The organism is Paraburkholderia sp. EG304, assembly GCF_046543485.1.
Taxonomy (GTDB): Bacteria; Pseudomonadota; Gammaproteobacteria; order Burkholderiales; family Burkholderiaceae; genus Paraburkholderia; species Paraburkholderia youngii.
On record NZ_JBKGUA010000004.1, the window covers coordinates 289,832 to 310,460 of the forward strand.

A 20,629-nucleotide genomic window follows, 5' to 3' on the forward strand; every position below is an offset into this window, starting at 1 on the left:
TCCTTGCGGGGATCGGTGCCGCCGCCCTTGCGCGCCGTCAGGCCGCCGCGCGTGGCGCCGGCGGCTCGACGTGTTCGCCGTCGCAGAAGGCCAGCACGTCGTCGAGATACTGCGCGAACTCGCTGATCGCGTGGTCGCTGCCTTCGATCAGCGTGGTGCGCGCGCCCGGATAGTGCGCGAGCATTTCGCGATAGTCGAGCACTTCGTCGCCGGTGGCTGCCATCAAATAATAGCGTTCGGGCCGCGTGATCGACGCCACGCCGAGCGCGCGCAATTCATCCAGATGATGCGGCTCGACGACGATGCTGCCGCCGCCATGCCACAACGGCTGCTCGCCGAGATACGCGCTCAGGTCGCGCTGCGGCACGACCGCCGGGTTCAGCAGCACGGCCGGCCAGCCGTGCTTCTCGGCCAGATGGGTGGCGAAGTAGCCGCCGAGCGAACTGCCGATCACCGTCACCTGCCGTGCATCGCCGTTCGCACGTGCGGCGGCGACCCGCGATTCGGCAAGCGCCACGGTTTCGAACGGCGACACCGGCAGCATCGGGCAACACCACTCGTCGGCGCGGCCGAGTTCTGCCAGACGCGTCGCGAGCAGACGCGCCTTGAACGAATTCGGCGACGAACGGAAACCGTGCAGGTAGAGAATCACGACGCGCCTCGCGTCGAAAGACCGTCGAGCAGCTTCTGATGTACGCCGCCGAAGCCGCCATTGCTCATCACCAGAATCTGGTCGCCGGGACGCGCGGCGTGGACTACCGCCTTCACGAGCGCGTCGAGGTTGTCGAAGGCCTGCGCCTTGCCGTCGAGCGGCGCGAGCGCTTCGCCGAGGTTCCAGCCGAGCGCGTCTCGCCCGCTCGGCGCGCCGTAGCCGAACACGAGGTCGGCGTCCGCGAGGCTTGCCGGCAGTTGCGCTTTCATCACGCCGAGCTTCATCGTGTTCGAGCGCGGTTCGAGCACCGCGAGAATTCGCGTGTTGTCGCGGCCGACCCGCGCACGCAGCCCGGCCACCGTCGTCTCGATCGCGGTGGGGTGATGCGCGAAGTCGTCATATACGGTCACGCCGTCGACGCTGCCGCGCACTTCCATGCGGCGCTTCACGTTGCGGAAGCTCGACAGCGATTTCGCGGCCTGCGCGGGCGGCACGCCGACGTGGCGCGCGGCGGCGATCGCGGCGAGCGCGTTCATGCGGTTATGTTCGCCCTGCACCTGCCAGTCGACCACGCCGACGCGCTCGCCGCTGTGATAGACGGCAAAGCGTTCGTCGACGGGCACGCCCTGCTCCGCCGGCTGGATCTCCCAGCCACCCTGCACCCCGAAGCGCTCGACCTCGCTCCAGCAGCCGCGCGTCAGCACGCGCTCGAGCGCGTCCTCGCGGCCGTTCGTGACGACGCGGCCAAGGCGCGGCACTGTACGGATCAAATGGTGGAACTGCGTTTCGATCGCGGCGAGATCAGGGAAGATGTCGGCGTGATCGAATTCGAGATTGTTCAGCACCGCCGTTTTCGGGCGGTAATGGACGAACTTCGAGCGTTTATCGAAGAATGCGGTGTCGTATTCGTCGGCTTCGATCACGAAGAAGCTCGAATCGGTGAGCCGCGCCGACACGCCGAAGTTCAGCGGCACGCCGCCGATCAGAAAGCCCGGATTCAGGCCCGCGTCTTCGAGCAGCCAGGTCAGCATCGAGCTCGTGGTGGTCTTGCCGTGCGTGCCGGCCACGGCCAGCACCCATTTGCCGTTCAGCACGTGCTCGCCGAGCCACTGCGGACCGGACACGTACGGCAGGCCGCGATCCAGAATCGCTTCCATCAGCGGATTGCCGCGCGTGACCACGTTGCCGATCACGAACAGATCCGCGTTCAGGCCGTTCAGCTGTTCCGCGTCGTAACCCTCGATCAGACGGATGCCTTGCGCCTCGAGCTGCGTGCTCATCGGCGGATAGACGCCGGCGTCGCAGCCGGTCACCGTGTGGCCCGCATTGCGCGCGAGCACCGCGAGTCCGCCCATGAAGGTGCCGCAGATGCCGAGGATGTGGATATGCATAAGCCTGTCGTGCCGTGGGGGCGTTTTTTGCGAGGGATGGGAGGCCGCAGGACGGCCGGAACGACCGTCTGCAAAGGACGCCTATTGTAACCGACACGGCGCTCGCCGCCCCTGCGGGCCACGCCCGGCGCCGCCCCGTCCGGGCCGCCTAGCCGCGTCGCCAGGCCCGATCTAGTATGATGCAGGGATGGTCCGCAAATCACATTTCGATCCGCAACGCGTGCGCGAGGAAATCGCGATCGCGGCTGCGCGCATGATTGCCGAAGACGGTCTGGACTACGCCAGCGCGAAGCGCAAGGCGGCCCGGCAGGTCGTCGGCGAAACCCGTATTGCCGGCGAATGGCTGCCGGACAACGACCAGATCGAAGACGAAATCCGCGAATATCAATCGCTGTTCCAGGGCGACAGCCAGCCGGCGCTCTTGCGGCGGCTGCGTGTGATCGCGGTCGACTGGATGGAGCGGCTCACGCCGTTCAATCCGTATCTGACGGGCGCGGTACTCGGCGGCACGGCCGGCGAGCATTCGGACGTGCATCTGCAGGTCTTTTGCGACAACCCGAAGGAAGTCGCGATCTACATGCTCAATGCGAACATCCAGTACGACGTGTCGGAAACGCGCCATTTCGCGGGACGTGGCTATGTGGAGACGCTGAGCTTTCTGTGGCGTCCCGCGGACGACCGCAACGCCGAGCCGGTCGGCATCCATGTAGCGCTGTACGAAACCGACGACCTGCGCGGCGCGGTGCGCGCCGACGCACGCGGCCGCACGGCGCGGGCGAACCTGCAGGCGGTACAGGCGCTGCTCGACGGCGACCAGGTGCCATCCTTCACCAATTGATCAGACAGAGCGGAGCACGATGAACACAAGACGTATGCTGGCGGGCGTGGCCGTTGCGCTGCTCGCCGCGGGCGGCGGTGTGCTGGCCAATCACTGGCTCAATCGCGGCGCCGACGTCGCGTACGCGGCGCAGGGTGGGTCACAGCCTGATACCCCCGCGAGTCCCGTCCAGCAGCTGTGGAGTGCGCCGGTCACGAATGTCGACGGCAAGCCGCAGTCGCTGAGCATGCTCAAGGGCCACCCTATCGTCGTCAACTTCTGGGCGTCGTGGTGTGGCCCGTGCGTCGAGGAAATGCCTGAGCTGTCGCAGATCCAGCGCGAATACGCGAAGAAAGGCATCCAGTTCGTCGGTCTCGGCGTCGACTCGGAAAAAAACATCCAGACCTTCCTGCAGAAGGTCAAGGTCGCGTACCCGATCTACGTGACCGGTTTCGGCGGCGCCGACCTCGCGCGCGCGTTCGGCAACAATGCGGGCGGCTTGCCGTTTACCGTCGTGATCGACGCAAAAGGCAACATCCGCTCGACAAAATTGGGCCAGATCGACCCCGCGGCCCTGCGTCGGACGCTCGACACGCTATAAATTTCCCGATTTCTGACCCTGCGCTTGTTGGCGCCCGCTTGCGTGCAGAACGAGCGAAAATGCGCGGATAATCCCCGATTTTGAGTGAAGTTCGGCTCACGGCTGTGCGGCGGCCCGCCCCGGCCGTCGCCGCGTACGCGCGCGAAACTAGACAAGTTTCTCTAATCAGCGCTAAAGTGCGCGCAATTCCACGGAAAAAGAAGCGACCATGACGCGCCTGCTGGTACTGCACGGACCCAACCTCAACCTTCTCGGCACCCGGGAACCCGAGGTCTACGGTCGCGTGACCCTGCCGCAGATCGATCAGGCGCTGGCGGACCGTGCAGCCGATGCGGGCGTCGAATTCGCATCATTCCAGAGCAATCACGAAGGCGCGCTGGTCGACCGCATTCAGGCGGCCCGCACCGAGCAAACCGATTTCATCCTGATCAATCCCGCCGCGTACACGCACACGAGCGTGGCCATTCGGGACGCACTAGCGGGGGTCGGCATCCCGTTCGTCGAGGTTCATCTGTCGAACGTGCATCGCCGGGAACCGTTCAGGCATCACTCGTATTTCTCCGACCAGGCAGAGGGCGTGATTTGCGGCCTCGGCTGGAAGGGGTATCTGTACGCGCTCGAATTCGCGCTCGACCGGCTCGCCGCTGGTTCGTCGCGCGGCTGAATCCAAACACGTCCAATTTGAGCCGGCTACTGCACCTTTGCATACGCCGGCACACTACGCATTGAAAGGGGCACCCTGATGGATCTACGTAAACTCAAAACTCTGATCGACCTGGTCTCGGAGTCCGGTATTTCCGAACTCGAAGTGACCGAGGGCGAAGGCAAGGTCCGCATCGTCAAGAATGCGCCGCCGGTTTACGTCCAACCGTCCGCCTCGTACGCCGCACCGCAATTCCCGCAAGCCGCGCCGGCAGCAGTCGAAGCGCCGGCCGCCGCGAACGCTCCGGCCACGCCGGCCGCCGCCGCGCCGCAAGGTCACGTCGTCACCTCGCCGATGGTCGGCACGTTCTACCGCGCGCCGTCGCCGGGTGCCGATCCGTTCGTGCAGGTTGGCGACACGGTCAAGGAAGGCCAGACCATCTGCATTATCGAAGCGATGAAGCTGCTCAACGAGATCGAGGCGGACAAGTCGGGCGTGGTCAAGGAAATCCTCGTCGAAAACGGCCAGGCGGTCGAGTACGGCCAACCGCTGTTCGTGGTCGGCTAACGCGGCACGCACCATTCGCCGCCCGCGCGCCGCTCGTCCCGAGGCGCGCGACCGATCCTCTGCGGCAGCCGGCGTCGTGACCGACCCGGCGCCCATTGATGAGTCGAAAACCCGCTATGTTTGAAAAAATCCTCATTGCCAATCGCGGCGAGATCGCGCTTCGTATCCAGCGCGCCTGCCGCGAGCTCGGCGTCAAGACGGTCGTCGTCTACTCGGAAGCCGACAAGGAAGCCAAGTACGTGAAGCTCGCCGACGAGGCGGTCTGCATCGGCCCGGCCCCGTCGAATCTGAGCTATCTGAACATGCCCGCGCTGATCAGCGCGGCCGAAGTGACCGACGCCGAAGCGATCCACCCCGGCTACGGCTTCCTGTCGGAGAACGCCGACTTCGCCGAGCGCGTCGAGCAGTCCGGCTTCACCTTCATCGGCCCGCGTCCGGAAACGATCCGCATGATGGGCGACAAGGTCACGGCCAAGCAGACCATGATCAAGACCGGCGTGCCTTGCGTGCCCGGTTCGGAAGGCGCACTGCCGGACGATCCGAAGGAGATCGTGAAGATCGCCCGCCAGATCGGCTATCCGGTCATCATCAAGGCGGCCGGCGGCGGCGGCGGCCGCGGCATGCGCGTGGTGCACACGGAAGCGGCGCTCGTCAACGCGGTCAACATGACCCGCGAGGAAGCCGGCCGCGCGTTCGGCAACCCGCAGGTCTACATGGAGAAATTCCTCGAGAACCCGCGGCACATCGAAATCCAGGTGCTCGCCGACTCGTTCAAGAATGCCGTGTGGCTCGGCGAGCGCGACTGCTCGATGCAACGCCGTCACCAGAAAGTGATCGAGGAAGCGCCGGCGCCGGGCATCGCGCGCCGTCTGATCGACCGGATCGGCGATCGTTGCGCGGATGCGTGCAAGAAGATGGGCTATCTCGGCGCGGGCACCTTCGAGTTCCTGTACGAAAACGGCGAGTTCTACTTCATCGAAATGAACACGCGCGTGCAGGTCGAGCATCCGGTGACCGAACTGATCACCGGTGTCGACATCGTGCAGGAACAGATCCGCATCGCGGCCGGCGAGAAGCTCGCGTTCCGTCAGCGCGACATCCAGTTCCGCGGCCATGCGATCGAATGCCGGATCAACGCCGAAGATCCGTTCAAGTTCACGCCGTCGCCGGGACGCCTGACGTCGTGGCATATGCCGGGCGGCCCCGGCATCCGCGTCGATTCGCACGCCTACAATGGTTATTTCGTGCCGCCGAACTATGATTCGATGATCGGCAAGCTGATTGCTTACGGCGCCACGCGCGAACAGGCGATCAGTCGGATGCGTATCGCGTTGTCGGAAATGGTGGTCGAAGGCATTCAGACCAACATCCCGCTGCACCGCGAGCTGATGCTCGACGCGAAGTTCGTCGAAGGCGGCACCAGCATCCATTACCTCGAAAACCGGCTGGCCGCGCGTCAGCAGGTCGCGGAAGAAGCGTAAGTCATGAGTTATCGGGAACTGGTCGCCGAACTGGCGCGCGAGCACGCGGAGGAGTTCTCCGACGCGCTGCTCGAGCTGGGCGCGCTGTCCGTGTCGGTTGAAGATGCCGACGCCGACACGCCCGACGAGCAGCCGCTGTTCGGCGAGCCCGGTCTCGCGCCGGATCGCACGGCATGGCAGCATTCGCGCGTGATCGCCCTGCTCGCGCCGGAGCACGATCCGGCCGTGCTGCTGACCGCCGCGGCCAACGAAATCGGACTCGATGCCGCGCCGTCCTATACCGTGCGCGAGGTCGAGGAGCAGGACTGGGTGCGGCTCACGCAGTCGCAGTTCGATCCGATTCAGATCGGCGAGCGCATCTGGGTGGTGCCGTCGTGGCACGATGCGCCGGACCCTGACGCGCTCGTGCTCGAACTCGATCCGGGCCTCGCGTTCGGCACCGGCAGCCACCCCACCACGCGCCTATGCATGGAGTGGATCGAGCAGTCGATCAAGCCCGGCCAGTCCGTGCTCGACTACGGCTGCGGCTCGGGCATCCTCGCGATTCTCGCGAAGAAGTGCGGCGCCGATCCGGTGATCGGCATCGACATCGATCCGCAGGCGGTCGAATCGGCGCGTCACAATAGCGAGCGCAACCACGCCGACGTCACCTATGGCCTGCCCGATGCCTGCCCGGCCGGCGAATTCGACGTGGTGGTCGCGAACATTCTGTCGAATCCGCTGAAGCTGATGGCGTCGATGTTGTCGTCGAAGGTGAAGCCGGGCGGCCGCATCGCACTGTCGGGGATTCTCGCGCGCCAGGCCGACGAAGTCGCGCAGGTCTACGCCCGCTGGATCGACATCAGCGTGTGGCGCGAACATGAAGGTTGGGTGTGCCTCGCCGGAACGCGCCGCGAAAGCAATTAGAATAAGGCATATTGTCAACCTAACGGCCTCTGGCTCAACGGCTCGATATGCACCTGGCGACGCGTTGCCCCTTCTGCGAAACTGTTTTCCGTCTGCAACCGGCGCAGCTTGCACAGCGCCGCGGCCTCGTGCGGTGCGGGCATTGTCAGGAAGTCTTCGACGCATCGAGCAGTCTGTTCGACGTCTCCGAAGGCGGCGATTTTTCGAACGCCAAACCGGTTGCCGCCGCGGCGGCGATCGAAGCGCTGTCGGGAGTGCGGCAACCAGGCTCGGATTTCAGCAGCGACGCATGGGCCCCGAGCGCGCCGGCTCCGGAACAGGACTCCACCAGCATTTCCCGCAGCACGCTCGACTCCCGTTTGCGCGACCACGCGAGCAGCGTGCCGCTCGCGCCGCTGTCGCTCGGCGGCACCGAGCACGCAACCGTCACGTCGGGCACGCCGCGTCAGGCGACCGAACCTGCACTGCGCGCTGGCGCTTCCCCGGCGCCGCTCTCCCCGGACGATGAGCCGACGCTGGCCGACGCGCCGCTCGAACCGTTCGCCTATCCCGCTGACGACGCGGTCGATGAACCGCCTGTCGCCCCGCCCTCCGCGCCTGCTGCCCCACCGCGAGTCGACAACGAAGCGCCACGCGTCTGGCACAAGGTCGAACGCCCCGAGCCGTCCATGCTCGACGAACCCACGCGGCGTGAGCCGGCAAACCTGCATGGCATGCGCGACAACGAACCGCACTTCGGCGCGGCCGGCGTAGGCGCGGCCGGCGTAGGTGCGGCCGGCGTAGGTGCGGCCGGCTTCGGCGCCGCCGCAGGCGCTGCCGGCGCCGGTGGTCCCGGCGGCCCGCGCCCGCCGGGAGGCCCGGCGCCCGCCCCATCGAGCGGCGAGCCGTTCTCGGTCAATCCTCCGATCAGCGCTGGCGACGATCCGTTTCCGGTTATGCGCGAAACCCGCCCGGTGGACGCCGGTCGCGTCGGCTGGATCGTCGCCGGCGTGGTGCTCGCCGCGCTGCTCGTCATTGCGCTGCTCGCGCAACTCGCGTGGTGGCAACGCGAGACCATCATGGTCAACGTGCCGCGCTCGCAGATCCTGTATGCGCAAGCCTGCGCGCATCTCGGCTGTCAGCTGACGCCGCCGCACGACATCGAAGGCTTGCTGGTCGAGCCCTCCGATCTGCGGCAGATCGACGGCCCGCACAAGCTCGAACTGAAGATGCCGCTGCACAACCGCCTGAACATCGCGCTCGCCTACCCGGCGATCGAACTTACGCTGCTCGACGATCAGAACAACGTCGCGGTGCGGCGCGTGTTATGGCCGCAGGATTACGTGCCACCGGGCACCGTGATCGCGGCCGGCCTGCCCGCGCACGCGACACAGACGATGATCGTGCACCTCGACACCGGCACCGCGATCGCCTCCAATTTCCGCGTGCAGATCTTTTATCCGTAACGCACCCTCGCGCGCCCGCTCCCGAGCGGGCGCATCATTGTCGTCACTGACGCCCTTTTCGGAGCACAACACATGAGTCAAGTCACGCTGGGTGGCAACCCGATCGAAGTAAGCGGCACTTTCCCGTCGGTCGGCCAGCAGGCCGCCGCGTTCTCGCTGGTCGGCCGCGACCTGAAGCCGCTGACGCTCGCCGACTTCGCCGGCAAGCGCAAGGTGCTCAACATCGTCCCGAGTCTCGACACGCCGACCTGCGCAACGTCGACGCGCAAGTTCAACGAAGCCGCCGCGAAGCTCAGCAACACGGCAGTGATTGTGGTGTCGGGCGACCTGCCGTTCGCGGCGTCGCGCTTCTGCACGACCGAGGGCATCGAGAACGTGGTGACCGCGTCGACGTTCCGCGGCCACGAGTTCGCGCAAGCGTACGGCGTCGATGTGACGAGCGGTCCGCTGACCGGCCTGACCGCGCGCGCGGTCGTCGTGCTGGACGAGAACGACAAGGTCTTGCACGCCGAGCTGGTCGGCGAGATCAAGAACGAACCGAACTACGACGCAGCGCTCGCCGCGCTGAAGTAAGCCCTCTCGCTCGCGAACGACGGCGCCGCGCCTCGCGTGGCGCCGTCGGCGCGGCGCGTCTGTCTTCCTATCCCACCGTTTTCATACAGGAACGCTCGCCTTGGCTACGCTCATCTGCGGCTCGCTCGCGTACGACAACATCATGACCTTCGAAGGCCGCTTTCGGGAGCACATCCTGCCGGAGCAGGTCCACATCCTGAACGTAAGCTTTCTCGTGCCGACCATGCGTCGCGAGTTCGGCGGCTGCGCGGGCAACATCGCGTATGCGCTGAATCTGCTCGGCGGCGACGCGCGCATCATGGGCGCGATCGGCGCCGTCGACGCGCAGCTTTATCTGGACCGGCTCGCGGAGCTCGGCCTGTCGACGGAAAACGTGCTCGTCGTGCCCGACACCTACTCGGCGCAGGCGATGATCACGACCGACCTCGAGAACAACCAGATCACCGCGTTCCATCCGGGCGCGATGATGCAGTCGCATCAGAACCGCGCCGACGAAGTGAAAGGCCTGACGCTCGGCATCGTTGCACCGGACGGCTACGACGGCATGGTTCAACACTCGGAACAGCTGGCCGCCGCAGGCGTGCCTTTCATCTTCGATCCGGGCCAGGGCTTGCCGTTGTTCGACGGCGAGACGCTGCGGCGCGTCATTGAACTTGCTACCTATGTAGCGGTCAACGATTACGAAGCCGCGCTGGTGAGCAACAAGACCGGCTGGTCGATCGAGCAGATCGCCAGCAAGGTCGATGCGCTGATCATCACGCTCGGCGAGAAGGGTGCTCAGATCCATCACGGCGGCGGCATCGAAGAGATCCCGGCGGTCACGGCCAGGCGAGTACTCGATCCCACCGGTTGCGGCGACGCATTTCGCGGCGGCTTGCTCTACGGTATCGAGAAGGGCCTTGGTTGGGCAACCACCGGCCGTCTCGCCAGCCTGATGGGCGCACTGAAGATCGAGCATCAGGGCCCGCAAAACTATGCGCCCAGCCGGGCGGAAATCAACGAGCGGTTCAAGCAGGCCTTCGGATACGACCTGCACTGATATCGCGTGCTATGGGAGTTTGGGAATGAGAACCTCGAGTCGCCTGATCGTCGCCACCTTGATCGCCGGTTCGCTGGCCATGTCGGGGTGTGCGGTCAACAGCAGCTCTCCCGACGTTTTCACCGCTTCGCAGGCGCAGCGTGAACAGACGGTGCGCATGGCCACGGTGGAAAGCGTGCGCGCGGTCCGAATCAGCACGAACGAAGGTCAGCCGATCGGCATAGGCGCACTCGGCGGCGCGGCGCTCGGCGCGCTCGCTGGCACTGCGTTCGGCGGCGGACGTGGCCAGGTCGCGACGGGTATCGTCGGCGGCATCGGCGGTGCGGTCGCCGGCAATGCGATCGAAAACCGTGTGGCGATGCGCGACGGCATCGAAATCACCGTGCGGCTCGACAACGGCGACATGCGCGCCATCACCCAAACTGCCACCGGCGAAATCTTCCGCGCCGGCGATCGCGTGAGGCTGCTGTCGAGTGGCGGCGTCACGCGCGTCACGCACTAAGCGCAGGTCCCCTCCCGCACGGCCGCGCGTAGTTCAGCGCCGCGACGACGACATCACACGCATGCGCCCTCCCGGGTCCATGCGTGTTTTTCTTTCCGGGCGACAGGCAAAAAAAAACCCGCCACCGGCACACCGGTAACGGGACATTGACCGGGTGGCGCTCGCAACAGCTCGAGCACGACCCGGTCATCCGACACATCGTTCGATGTGTCGACGTACTGCTACAGCTACTGCTTACGGACGGCTGCCCGTCGGGAACGGCCATGCCGCAGCCGGGTTCAGCGCGGTCTTCACCGTCGCCGCCGGTGCGCTCGAGACAGCAGGCGCAGCGGGAGCAGGCGCGGCCTTCTTGGCGACAGCCTTCTTCGCAGGGGCAGCCTTCTTCGCAGGTGCAGCGGCCTTCTTCGCGGCAGCCTTCTTGGCAGGTGCAGCTTTCTTGGCTGCAGCCTTTTTCGCAGGCGCGGCCTTCTTGGCAGCGGTCTTCTTCGCCGCGGTCTTCTTCGCCGGTGCTGCTTTCTTCGCTGCGGTCTTCTTCGCCGGTGCCGCCTTCTTCGCTGCGACCTTCTTCGCTGCGACCTTCTTCACCGCGGCTTTCTTCGCCGGTGCTGCCTTCTTCGCCGCGACCTTCTTGGCTGCAACCTTCTTCGCCGCGACCTTCTTCACTGCGGCTTTCTTCGCCGGTGCTGCCTTCTTCGCCGCGACCTTCTTCGCTGCAACCTTCTTCGCTGCGACCTTCTTCACTGCGACCTTCTTCGCGGCGACCTTCTTGGCCGGAGCAGCCTTCTTAGCCGGAGCAGCCTTCTTTGCTGCGGTCTTCTTTGCTGCGGTCTTCTTGGCCGCGGCTTTCTTTGCAGTTGCCATCATTTTCTCCTTCAGGTTTTCAGATGAGGTCAGTTCAAACTACACCCTTCGTCAAAACCCGCTTCCCGCGGACGCTTCTCAGGGCGCGCGCTACGAAGCGGGCTATTCATCGGCGTACGCAGGTGCAACGCGCTTACGCTAATGAATGCGGTAAGGCGCGCCGTGCCCCAAGGCACCGCGCGCCAAATCTGGTCGGCGTCGCGAGGCGACGCCGGCAATTGCTTGATCGGGCCGCCGGCAACGACGCCAGCGGCTTTTTCCGGGGGGAAGTTTGCCCATCCCACTGAAGGGTCCGCAAAGTGCCTGTCATGTTTGTGGGCCGTCAAGGCACCGGGCACGCTTTGCATCAGGCCGTTCTGCTCCTAACCCGGGGCGCCGCGGCCACAGGCGGCGGCATCCCCATCAATGAAACCATCCGCGACGCGAATCCCGGCTTACTCCCAGGACAGCGCACCGCCAGTCTGATATTCGATCACTCGCGTCTCGAAGAAATTGCGTTCCTTCTTCAGGTCGATCATCTCGCTCATCCACGGGAACGGGTTTTCCTCGTTCGGGTACAGCGGATCGAGACCGATCTGCTGGCAACGGCGGTTGCAGATGAAGCGCAGATAGCTCTTGAACATCGACGCGTTCAGGCCGAGCACACCGCGCGGCATCGTGTCTTCGGCGTAGCGGTATTCGAGCTCAACCGCCTGCTGGAAGATCGCGCGAATTTCGGCGCGGAACTCAGCCGTCCACAGGTGCGGGTTTTCGAGTTTGATCTGGTTGATCAGGTCGATGCCGAAGTTGCAGTGCATCGACTCGTCGCGCAGGATGTACTGGTACTGCTCCGCCGCGCCGGTCATCTTGTTCTGGCGTCCGAGCGCCAGGATTTGCGTAAAGCCGACGTAGAAGAACAGGCCTTCCATCACACAGGCGAACACGATCAGCGAGCGCAGCAGCGTCTGGTCTGCTTCGAGCGTACCGGTCTTGAAGGCCGGGTCGGTCAGCACGTGGATGTACGGAATCAGGAATTCGTCTTTCGCGCGGATCGACGGGACCTCGTGATACGCGTTGAAGATTTCGCCCTCGTCGAGACCGAGCGACTCGACGATGTACTGGTAAGCGTGCGTGTGGATCGCCTCTTCGAACGCCTGACGCAGCAGGAACTGGCGGCATTCGGGCGCCGTGATGTGGCGGTAGGTGCCCAGCACGATGTTGTTGGCGGCGAGCGAGTCGGCCGTTACGAAGAAGCCCAGGTTGCGCTTGACGATGCGACGCTCGTCTTCGGTCAGCCCGTTCGGGTCTTTCCACAGGGCGATGTCGCGCGACATGTTCACTTCCTGCGGCATCCAGTGGTTGGCGCAACCCGCCAGATACTTTTCCCAGGCCCACTTGTACTTGAACGGCACCAGCTGGTTGACGTCAGTCTGGCCGTTGATGATGCGCTTGTCGGCGACATTGACGCGCGCTTCGGAAGCGGCCGCCGCGTTGGCAGCATGAGCGACGGGAGCAACAGCGATGTCGTTCGCGAAGACTTCTTGAGCGGAGGGAGCATGAGGAGCGGAACGCGTTCCGATTTGCGAACCCACAACCGACCCCGCAGCGTTGCGCAACACGTTCGGTTGCGTCGCGCTCGAGGGAGTTACGGCAGTGATCTCGTCATCCCAGTTGAGCATAAATGTCACCATCAATTTAGAACGGTTTGTACCATCTTTTCACGAGCGATAAAAGAGCTCACTCGCGAAAATTCCTGTTTTCGATTCGCGTTGCTACGTTCATACAACACTTTGTTCGACATGCTGCGTGTGACTCATGCAGTCACGCATCGAGTGACGCGTGATGATCGCGTGTTGAACATGTGTTGCCGAGGTCCTTCGCGAGCTCGAAGAGCAACGTTTCGACACGACGTTTCGTTGCTCTATCTATGTGTATTGCGCAGTGCGTTCGCGGCATCCGCCGACTGGTCGATGGACCGTCGATGCCGCGCGAATCGCTCATCGCGAGAGTCGGCGGTGAGCCGCGTTGAGCATGTTGCGTCAGCGTTGGCGGTAGAGGTGCGATGCCATGTCGAGCGATCGTCTGGTGTTGCCAACTGCTGTGTTGCTTCGCTGCATCGACGAGCGGTGAGACTTCGATTCTGCTCACCGCTCATCGCCCTGCTTCTACTTCATCGACCGGGCGCGTCGCTCGCCGCCTGCGGGTCATCACCTACGACCCTCGTGTGCAGTTAGCAAGCATCGCTCCCGCTGCTTGCCTCTCGTTACTGGCAAGCCTCGCACTCGTCAAAGCCAGGATCGCCCGGACGCATCATGCAGACCGGACCATCCGCTTCGGGTGCCGCTTCGACTGCGACCGCGGCAGTCGCTGCCGCTGCCTGGAAGCCGCCGCTCACGCCACCCGCCACACCACCCGTCGAGCCGCCCACACCGAAGCCGCCTGCGCCGCCCGAGCCGTCATGCCCCGAGCTCACCGCGTTCAGCGCGCCGTGCGCGACCGTCGACTTCTCGACGTGCGTCGCCGCCATCGTGCGCAGATAGTAGGTGGTCTTCAGACCGCGCAGCCATGCGAGCTTGTAGATCTCGTCGAGCTTCTTGCCCGATGCGCCCGCCATGTAGATGTTCAGCGACTGCGCCTGGTCGATCCACTTCTGACGACGCGAGGCCGACTCGACGAGCCACACCGGATCGACTTCGAACGCGGTCGCATAGATCGCGCGCAGGTCGGCCGGGATGCGGTCGATGCGCGACAGCGTGCCGTCGAAGTACTTCAGGTCGGCGACCATCACTTCGTCCCAAAGGCCGCGCGCCTTCAGGTCGCGCACCAGGTAGTCGTTGACCACCGTAAACTCGCCCGACAGGTTCGACTTCACGTACAGGTTCTGATAGGTCGGCTCGATGCACGCCGACACGCCGATGATGTTCGAGATCGTCGCGGTCGGCGCGATCGCGACACAGTTCGAGTTGCGCATGCCGTAGGTCGCGATGCGCGAGCGCAGCGCCGGCCAGTCCATCGACTCGCTCGAATCGACCTCGACATAACCGCCGCGCGCTTCGGCGAGCAGCGCCACCGAGTCTTGCGGGAGGATGCCGCGATCCCACAGCGAGCCGCGGTAGCTCGAGTAGCGGCCGCGCTCTTCGGCGAGCTCGGTCGATGCGTAGTACGCGTAGTAGCAGACCGCTTCCATCGAGCGATCGGCGAACTCGACCGCTTCGGGCGACGCGTACGGCGTGCGCAGCACGTGCAGGCAGTCCTGGAAGCCCATGATGCCGAGGCCGACCGGACGGTGCTTCAGGTTCGAGTTGCGCGCCTTGGCGACCGCGTAGTAGTTGATGTCGATCACGTTGTCGAGCATGCGCATCGCGACGCTGATCGTGCGCTTGAGCTTGTCGTGGTCGAGCGCCACCGTGCCGTCGGCCTGTTCCTTCAGGTGCGCGACGAGGTTCACCGAGCCGAGGTTACAGACGGCGATTTCGGCGTCGCTGGTGTTCAGCGTGATTTCCGTGCACAGGTTCGACGAGTGGACGACGCCGACGTGCTGCTGCGGCGAGCGCACGTTGCACGGGTCCTTGAACGTGATCCACGGATGGCCGGTTTCGAACAGCATGCCCAGCATCTTGCGCCACAGCTGCGCCGCCGGAAGCTTCTTGAACAGCTTGATCTCGCCGCGCGCGACCTTGTCTTCGTAAGCCGTGTAAGCCGCTTCGAATTCGGCGCCGAACTTGTCGTGCAGATCCGGGCAGGTGGACGGCGAGAACAGGGTCCAGTCGCCGCCTTCCATCACGCGCTTCATGAACAGGTCGGGAATCCAGTTCGCGGTGTTCATATCGTGCGTGCGACGACGGTCGTCGCCGGTGTTCTTGCGCAGCTCCAGGAATTCCTCGATGTCGAGGTGCCACGATTCGAGGTACGCGCACACCGCGCCCTTGCGCTTGCCGCCCTGGTTCACCGCGACCGCCGTGTCGTTGACGACCTTCAGGAACGGCACCACGCCCTGCGACTTGCCGTTGGTACCCTTGATGTGCGAGCCGAGCGCGCGCACACGCGTCCAGTCGTTGCCGAGACCGCCGGCGAACTTCGACAGCAGCGCGTTTTCCTTCAGCGCTTCGTAGATGCCGTCGAGGTCGTCGTCGACCGTGGTCAGGTAGCACGACGACAGCTGCGAGCGGCGCGTACCCGAGTTGAACAGCGTCGGCGTCGAGCTCATGAAGTCGAAGCTCGACAGCACGTTGTAGAACTCGATCGCGCGCGCTTCGCGGTCGATCTCGTTCAGCGACAAACCCATTGCGACACGCATAAAGAATGCCTGCGGCATTTCGATACGCACGTTGTCGTGATGCAGGAAGTAGCGGTCGTACAGCGTCTGCAGACCGAGGTAGCCGAACTGCAGGTCACGGTTCGCGTCGAGCGCGGCGCCCAGACGCTTCAGGTCGAACTGCAGCAGCTTGTCGTCGAGCAGCTCGGCTTGCACGCCGCGCTTGATGAACTGCGGGAAGTACTCGGCGTAGCGCTCGCCCATCTCGGCTTGCGTGACTTCTTCTTCGAGGATCTCGCGGCGGATCGTGTGCAGCAGGATGCGCGCGGTGACCTGGCTATAGGCCGGGTCCTTCTCGATCATCGTGCGGGCAGCGAGGATGGCCGAGTCGTAGACCTGGCTCATCGGTACGCCGTCGTACAGGTTCTTCACCGTTTCCGCGACGATCGGCTCGGCGCTCACCGCGTCGCCGAGGTTCGCGCAGGCGGACTCGATGATGCCGCGCAGCGCGGCCATGTCGAGCGGACGCGTGATGCCGTTGTCGGTCACGTTCAGGCCCGGGGTGCTCGCGGCATCTGCATGGTCGTCATGCGCGCGCGCCTGGTTGCGCTTCTCGCGATACAGCACGTAAGCACGCGCGACGTTGTGCTCGCCGCCGCGCATCAGCGCGAGTTCGACCTGATCCTGAATGTCTTCGATATGGAACGTGCCGCCGTTCGGACGGCTGCGCACCAGCGCGCGCACCACGTTCTGCGTGAGTTGCTCGACCAGTTCGCGCACCCGCGCCGACGCCGCGCCCTGACCACCGTTGACGGCGAGGAACGCCTTCGTCACGGCGATCGCGATTTTCGACGGCTCGAACGACACCACGGTGCCGTTGCGGCGGATCACCTTGTAGTCGGCGTAGCTCGCTTGCGGCGCGAGCGACTGTGCGCCTTGAGTCTGGCCGAAAGCCTGGCCAGTCGGTGAGCCCTCGTACCGGGTGGTCACGTTGTCGGTGGTTTGCATGTGCAAAGCTCCTGGTCTTGGAAATGGCGGCGAGTGCCGCGGATTAAAACGAACGCCGCGCCGCCGCGTGCGCGAGCGATGAGGTGCAGGAAAGCCGGCTCTGCCGGTTGGCGGGATGCAACTGCGAGGAAGCCTGGTTCGATTTGATGACGGTCTTCATCGGGTCGGTCGCGATCACTGGCTGGTCCTTTCCTGAATGCTTCTGGATGCGGCCGGAGATCCCCCACCGGCTGCGCCCCAGGAATTTTTTTCGCTGTCTGGAATGCTTGCGGCGCCGTGCTCGGGGAGCGGGGCGCCGCTTACTTATCCACTCTTATTCACTCGGTTATGCACATGGTTATTCACAGCACAACACAAGATATAGTGCGAAACTCAGTTGTCGGCACCAAGTATAGTGGAGATTCGAGACAGGTCAAACCGTTTTATTTGCGTTCGAAGTCTTGACTTTTGCGTTGCGCGACGCGCATTAGCTCCCCGGAGAAGCAGGCTGCGCCTCGTTCTCTGCGGATCACGCAAGATCGTGCGAAGGGGGATTACCGCGTTTCGGAAAACTTGAGATAGGGGAAATACCGACCGTCCAGCGACGTGTCGTGTTGCAGCCGCGGCCACTCGAAATGTGGACCGGGATCGGTCTTGCGACCGGGTGCGATGTCGGAGTGTCCGGCAAGCGCGTCGATCGGATAGCGCGCCTTCAGTGCGCTCACCAGCGCGGCGAGCGTGCGATATTGCGCCGCTTCGAAGGCGGTGGTGTCGCTGCCTTCGAGCTCGATGCCGATCGAGAAATCATTGCAGCGCTCGCGGCCGAAAAAATTCGACGGCCCCGCGTGCCACGCGCGTTCATTGCACGACACGAACTGCTCGAGCGCGCCGTCGCGATGAATCACGAAATGCGCGGACACACGCACGCCGCGCAGATGCGTGTCGTAGTACGGGTGGGCGTCGCAGTCGAGCGTGTTCTGGAACAGCTCGGCAATCGCGGTGCCGCCGAACTCGTTCGGCGGCAGACTGATGTTGTGAACGACGATCAGCGTCGGAACCGCGCCTTGCGGCCGCGCTTCGAAGTTCGGCGAGGGGAGCTTGCGTGCGGCGGGAACCCAACCGTCGGCATCGACGGTGAAGACGTTGCTCATCGGGCGTCGCGGCCGCTCGGACGCGCGCTGTGACGCTGCGCGTGCGCGGCGCAGCAGAACGCCTGCCCCGCGACGTTGACCGAGTCGCTCTTCGGTGCATGCACGCCGCACTCGACGCAGCGAATCATCGGTTCGGCGAGCTGCGGCTGTTGTCCATTCGAAGAACGCGCGCCGCCATTCGCGGCGCCGTCGCCGTTGGCGCCGCGCGCGCCGGTGCGTTGCGCGGATTGCGCGTCGTGGCGGCGCAGCGCCTTCACGAGCCACTGACCGACGATGAACAGCAGAATCAGCAAAAAGATTTGTCGCATGGGGACGCTCACACTACAGGCCGGTGCAACAGCACCTCTAAAACGAAACGGCTGCCGACGTACGCGAGCAACAGCGCGACGAACGAGGCCAGCACCCAGCGCAATGCCGCACGGCCGCGCCAGCCGGACACCTTGCGCGCGGTCAGCAGCGCGCCGAACATCACCCACGAAAGAATCGCGAACACAGTTTTGTGATCGAGCCGCAACGCGCGGTCGAGCAGCTGCTCGCTGAACAGGATGCCCGACAGCAGCGTCAGCGTGAGCAGCACGAAGCCGGCGCCGATCAGACGAAACAGGAGCTTCTCGAGCGTGAGCAGCGGCGGCAGCGTGTCGAGCCAGCTCGACCACCAGCCGTTGCCCGACGCCGCATGTCGCTGCGCAAGAGCGCCGCGCATCGAATGCAAACGCCGCTCGATCGCCAGCATCAGCACCGCGTGCAGCGCCGCGATCGCGAACAGACCGTACGCGATGTTCGCGATCAGGAAGTGCAGCTTGAACATCGGCGCGGCCGCATACGGCAGCACGCGCACGCCGCCGAACGCAAGCGGCAGCAGCGATGCGACGCACGCGAGCGGCAACACCAGCAGGCGCAGTCCGTCGAGCGGGAAGAAGAAGCTTTCGATCCAGTAGATGCCGGCGCCGAGCCAGAACATTGCCGACAGCGCGAACGCGAAGCCGAACACCATCGCGTTCTGCGGGAAGATCGTGGTATGCAGCAGTACGCCGTGAGCGAGCAGCGCGACGAATAACAGCGCGCGCCCGGGCGCGCTCATGCCGGAGGCCACCAGAGCGCCCGCGTGGGCGGCTTGATCGGGCAGCGGCGGCACGCTCTCGAGCAGCGGATGCAAGGCCGCGTGCCGGTGCGAGCGCCAGCCGGCCACGGCAAGACCGCCGTAGAGAAGCGCGGTGAGGGCATACAGTACAATATCCATATTCGAAGTTTACACTAGGGCCCTTCCCCGCGACGCCTTCCGCTTCGCGCGCTGCGCGGGCCCCACCGTTCATCGCTCCCCATGCTCGACAATCTGACTCAACGGATGGCGCGCGTCGTCAAGACGCTGCGCGGCGAAGCCCGGCTCACCGAGGCGAACACCCAGGAAATGCTGCGCGAGGTGCGTCTCGCACTGCTCGAGGCCGACGTGGCGCTGCCCGTCGTGCGTGAGTTCATCGCGAAGGTCAAGGAGAAGGCGCTCGGCGAGGAGGTGATCGCCAGCCTGTCGCCGGGTCAGGCGCTCGTCGGCGTGGTGCAGCGCGAGCTGACCGCGGTGATCGGTGGTGATTACGAAGGCAAGGCCTCCGAGCTCAATCTCGCCGTTACGCCGCCCGCGATCATCCTGATGGCGGGTCTGCAGGGCGCCGGTAAAACGACCACGGTCGGCAAGCTCGCGAAGCTGCTGCGCGAGAAGTACAAGAAGAAGGTGCTGACGGTTTCGTGCGACGTCTATCGTCCCGCCGCTATCGCGCAGCTGAAAACGGTGACCGAGCAGGTCGGTGCGGACTTCTTCCCGTCGGAGCCGAACCAGAAGCCGGTCGACATCGCGCGCGCCGCGGTCGACTGGGCCAAGCGCCACTATCACGACGTGCTGCTCGTCGACACGGCCGGCCGTCTTGGTATCGACGAAGCGATGATGCAGGAAATCGCCGCGCTGCACGCCGAGCTGAAGCCGGCGGAAACGCTGTTCGTCGTCGACGCGATGCTCGGTCAGGACGCGGTCAACACCGCGAAGGCGTTCAGCGACGCGCTGCCGCTCACCGGCGTCGTGCTGACCAAGCTCGACGGTGATTCGCGCGGCGGCGCGGCGCTGTCGGTGCGTCACGTGACGGGCAAGCCGGTCAAGTTCGTGGGCGTCGCCGAAAAGCTCGACGGCCTCGAAGTGTTCCACCCGGACCGCATGGCGAGCCGGATTCTCGGCATGGGCGACATTCTTGCGCTCGTCGAGGAAGCGCAGCGCGGCGTCGACGTGCAAGCCGCGCAGAAGCTCGCCGACAAGGTCAAGAAAGGCGGCGACTTCGATCTCAACGATTTCCGCGCGCAGCTCTCGCAAATGAAGGGCATGGGCGGCTTGTCGTCGCTGATGGACAAGCTGCCCGCGCAGTTCCAGCAGGCCGCCGCCGGCGCCGACATGAGCCAGGCCGAGAAGCAGATGCGCCGCATGGAAGGCATCATCAACTCGATGACGCCAGCCGAGCGCGCCAAACCCGAGCTGATCAAGGCGACCCGCAAGCGCCGCATCGCGGCCGGCGCGGGCGTGCAGGTACAGGAAGTCAACCGCATGCTGAACCAGTACGAACAGATGCGCACGATGATGAAGAAGCTCAAGGGCGGCAACCTGCAGAAGATGATGCGCGGCATGAAAGGCATGATGCCCGGCATGCGCTAAGCTTGATGGGACCGGCGCGCGCTCGCGCCGATGCGCAGCGTGGCTGACTTCGGCATCGTGCGGGTTTATTCTGTAGCGCATCGCGTCGTC

General features: G+C 64.8%; 21 protein-coding genes. 11 read left to right on the top strand and 10 right to left on the bottom strand.

Annotation, left to right across the window (positions count from 1 at the left end):
- Positions 1–37: 37 nt before the first annotated feature.
- On the bottom strand, positions 38–652 hold the full coding sequence (locus tag ACLFKU_RS07375) for a YqiA/YcfP family alpha/beta fold hydrolase (RefSeq protein WP_410848632.1): 615 nt from the start codon (positions 650–652) through the stop codon (positions 38–40).
- Positions 649–2,043: a UDP-N-acetylmuramate:L-alanyl-gamma-D-glutamyl-meso-diaminopimelate ligase gene (mpl, locus tag ACLFKU_RS07380; RefSeq protein WP_410848633.1), complete on the bottom strand. Its 1,395-nt coding sequence runs from the start codon at positions 2,041–2,043 to the stop codon at positions 649–651. The genes ACLFKU_RS07375 and mpl overlap by 4 nt, the downstream gene beginning before the upstream one ends.
- 187 nt (positions 2,044–2,230) lie before the next feature.
- Between mpl and ACLFKU_RS07385 the strand changes: the two genes are divergently transcribed.
- The 10 genes from ACLFKU_RS07385 (at position 2,231) to ACLFKU_RS07430 (ending at position 10,617) form a co-directional block, all read left to right on the top strand.
- Positions 2,231–2,881 (top strand): UDP-N-acetylmuramate--alanine ligase, encoded by a 651-nt coding sequence (locus ACLFKU_RS07385; RefSeq protein ID WP_410848634.1) that lies wholly within the window; start codon positions 2,231–2,233, stop codon positions 2,879–2,881.
- Between the two features lie 19 nt (positions 2,882–2,900).
- Positions 2,901–3,461 carry a TlpA family protein disulfide reductase gene (locus tag ACLFKU_RS07390; protein ID WP_410848635.1) on the top strand — a complete coding sequence of 187 codons (561 nt, stop codon included), beginning with the start codon at positions 2,901–2,903 and terminating at the stop codon, positions 3,459–3,461.
- A 208-nt stretch (positions 3,462–3,669) separates the two neighbouring features.
- Positions 3,670–4,125, top strand: a complete 456-nt coding sequence (gene aroQ, locus ACLFKU_RS07395) for a type II 3-dehydroquinate dehydratase (protein WP_368587624.1) — start codon at positions 3,670–3,672, stop codon at positions 4,123–4,125.
- A 78-nt stretch (positions 4,126–4,203) separates the two neighbouring features.
- A complete protein-coding gene (accB, locus tag ACLFKU_RS07400; protein ID WP_176121879.1) occupies positions 4,204–4,671 on the top strand; it encodes an acetyl-CoA carboxylase biotin carboxyl carrier protein in 468 nt (155 codons plus the stop codon).
- 116 nt (positions 4,672–4,787) lie between these two features.
- Positions 4,788–6,152: an acetyl-CoA carboxylase biotin carboxylase subunit gene (gene accC / locus ACLFKU_RS07405; RefSeq protein WP_013090569.1), complete on the top strand. Its 1,365-nt coding sequence runs from the start codon at positions 4,788–4,790 to the stop codon at positions 6,150–6,152.
- A 3-nt stretch (positions 6,153–6,155) separates the two neighbouring features.
- Positions 6,156–7,058 carry a 50S ribosomal protein L11 methyltransferase gene (gene prmA / locus ACLFKU_RS07410; protein WP_410848636.1) on the top strand — a complete coding sequence of 301 codons (903 nt, stop codon included), beginning with the start codon at positions 6,156–6,158 and terminating at the stop codon, positions 7,056–7,058.
- 47 nt (positions 7,059–7,105) lie between these two features.
- The gene (locus ACLFKU_RS07415; protein ID WP_410848637.1) at positions 7,106–8,503 is read left to right on the top strand and encodes a zinc-ribbon and DUF3426 domain-containing protein; all 1,398 of its coding nucleotides are present in this window, start codon (positions 7,106–7,108) and stop codon (positions 8,501–8,503) included.
- A gap of 72 nt (positions 8,504–8,575) precedes the next feature.
- Positions 8,576–9,076: a thiol peroxidase gene (tpx, locus tag ACLFKU_RS07420; protein ID WP_176380931.1), complete on the top strand. Its 501-nt coding sequence runs from the start codon at positions 8,576–8,578 to the stop codon at positions 9,074–9,076.
- A gap of 100 nt (positions 9,077–9,176) precedes the next feature.
- Positions 9,177–10,115, top strand: a complete 939-nt coding sequence (locus ACLFKU_RS07425) for a carbohydrate kinase family protein (RefSeq protein ID WP_018437645.1) — start codon at positions 9,177–9,179, stop codon at positions 10,113–10,115.
- A gap of 25 nt (positions 10,116–10,140) precedes the next feature.
- Positions 10,141–10,617 carry a glycine zipper 2TM domain-containing protein gene (locus ACLFKU_RS07430; protein WP_013090574.1) on the top strand — a complete coding sequence of 159 codons (477 nt, stop codon included), beginning with the start codon at positions 10,141–10,143 and terminating at the stop codon, positions 10,615–10,617.
- 234 nt (positions 10,618–10,851) lie between these two features.
- Here the strand turns inward: ACLFKU_RS07430 and ACLFKU_RS07435 are convergent, their stop codons facing one another.
- The 8 genes from ACLFKU_RS07435 to ACLFKU_RS07470 form a co-directional block, all read right to left on the bottom strand.
- Complete coding sequence (locus ACLFKU_RS07435) at positions 10,852–11,478, bottom strand: histone H1-like DNA-binding protein (protein WP_410848638.1); 627 nt, start codon at positions 11,476–11,478, stop codon at positions 10,852–10,854.
- 29 nt (positions 11,479–11,507) lie between these two features.
- On the bottom strand, positions 11,508–11,825 hold the full coding sequence (locus ACLFKU_RS07440) for a hypothetical protein (RefSeq protein ID WP_176380933.1): 318 nt from the start codon (positions 11,823–11,825) through the stop codon (positions 11,508–11,510).
- A gap of 87 nt (positions 11,826–11,912) precedes the next feature.
- A complete protein-coding gene (locus ACLFKU_RS07445; RefSeq protein WP_176105010.1) occupies positions 11,913–13,136 on the bottom strand; it encodes a ribonucleotide-diphosphate reductase subunit beta in 1,224 nt (407 codons plus the stop codon).
- Positions 13,137–13,720: 584 nt separating this feature from the next.
- Positions 13,721–16,720: a ribonucleoside-diphosphate reductase subunit alpha gene (locus ACLFKU_RS07450; RefSeq protein ID WP_410848639.1), complete on the bottom strand. Its 3,000-nt coding sequence runs from the start codon at positions 16,718–16,720 to the stop codon at positions 13,721–13,723.
- 43 nt (positions 16,721–16,763) lie between these two features.
- Positions 16,764–16,898 carry a hypothetical protein gene (locus tag ACLFKU_RS07455; RefSeq protein ID WP_368587629.1) on the bottom strand — a complete coding sequence of 45 codons (135 nt, stop codon included), beginning with the start codon at positions 16,896–16,898 and terminating at the stop codon, positions 16,764–16,766.
- 355 nt (positions 16,899–17,253) lie between these two features.
- Complete coding sequence (gene ampD / locus ACLFKU_RS07460) at positions 17,254–17,850, bottom strand: 1,6-anhydro-N-acetylmuramyl-L-alanine amidase AmpD (RefSeq protein ID WP_410848640.1); 597 nt, start codon at positions 17,848–17,850, stop codon at positions 17,254–17,256.
- The gene (locus tag ACLFKU_RS07465; protein ID WP_410848641.1) at positions 17,847–18,158 is read right to left on the bottom strand and encodes a PP0621 family protein; all 312 of its coding nucleotides are present in this window, start codon (positions 18,156–18,158) and stop codon (positions 17,847–17,849) included. Before ACLFKU_RS07465 ends, ampD begins: the two co-directional genes overlap by 4 nt.
- 8 nt (positions 18,159–18,166) lie before the next feature.
- Complete coding sequence (locus ACLFKU_RS07470; RefSeq protein WP_410848642.1) at positions 18,167–19,090, bottom strand: inner membrane protein YpjD; 924 nt, start codon at positions 19,088–19,090, stop codon at positions 18,167–18,169.
- Between the two features lie 81 nt (positions 19,091–19,171).
- Here ACLFKU_RS07470 and ffh point away from each other — a divergent pair, with 81 nt between their 5' ends.
- The gene (gene ffh / locus ACLFKU_RS07475) at positions 19,172–20,539 is read left to right on the top strand and encodes a signal recognition particle protein (protein ID WP_176105005.1); all 1,368 of its coding nucleotides are present in this window, start codon (positions 19,172–19,174) and stop codon (positions 20,537–20,539) included.
- Positions 20,540–20,629 lie beyond the last annotated feature (90 nt).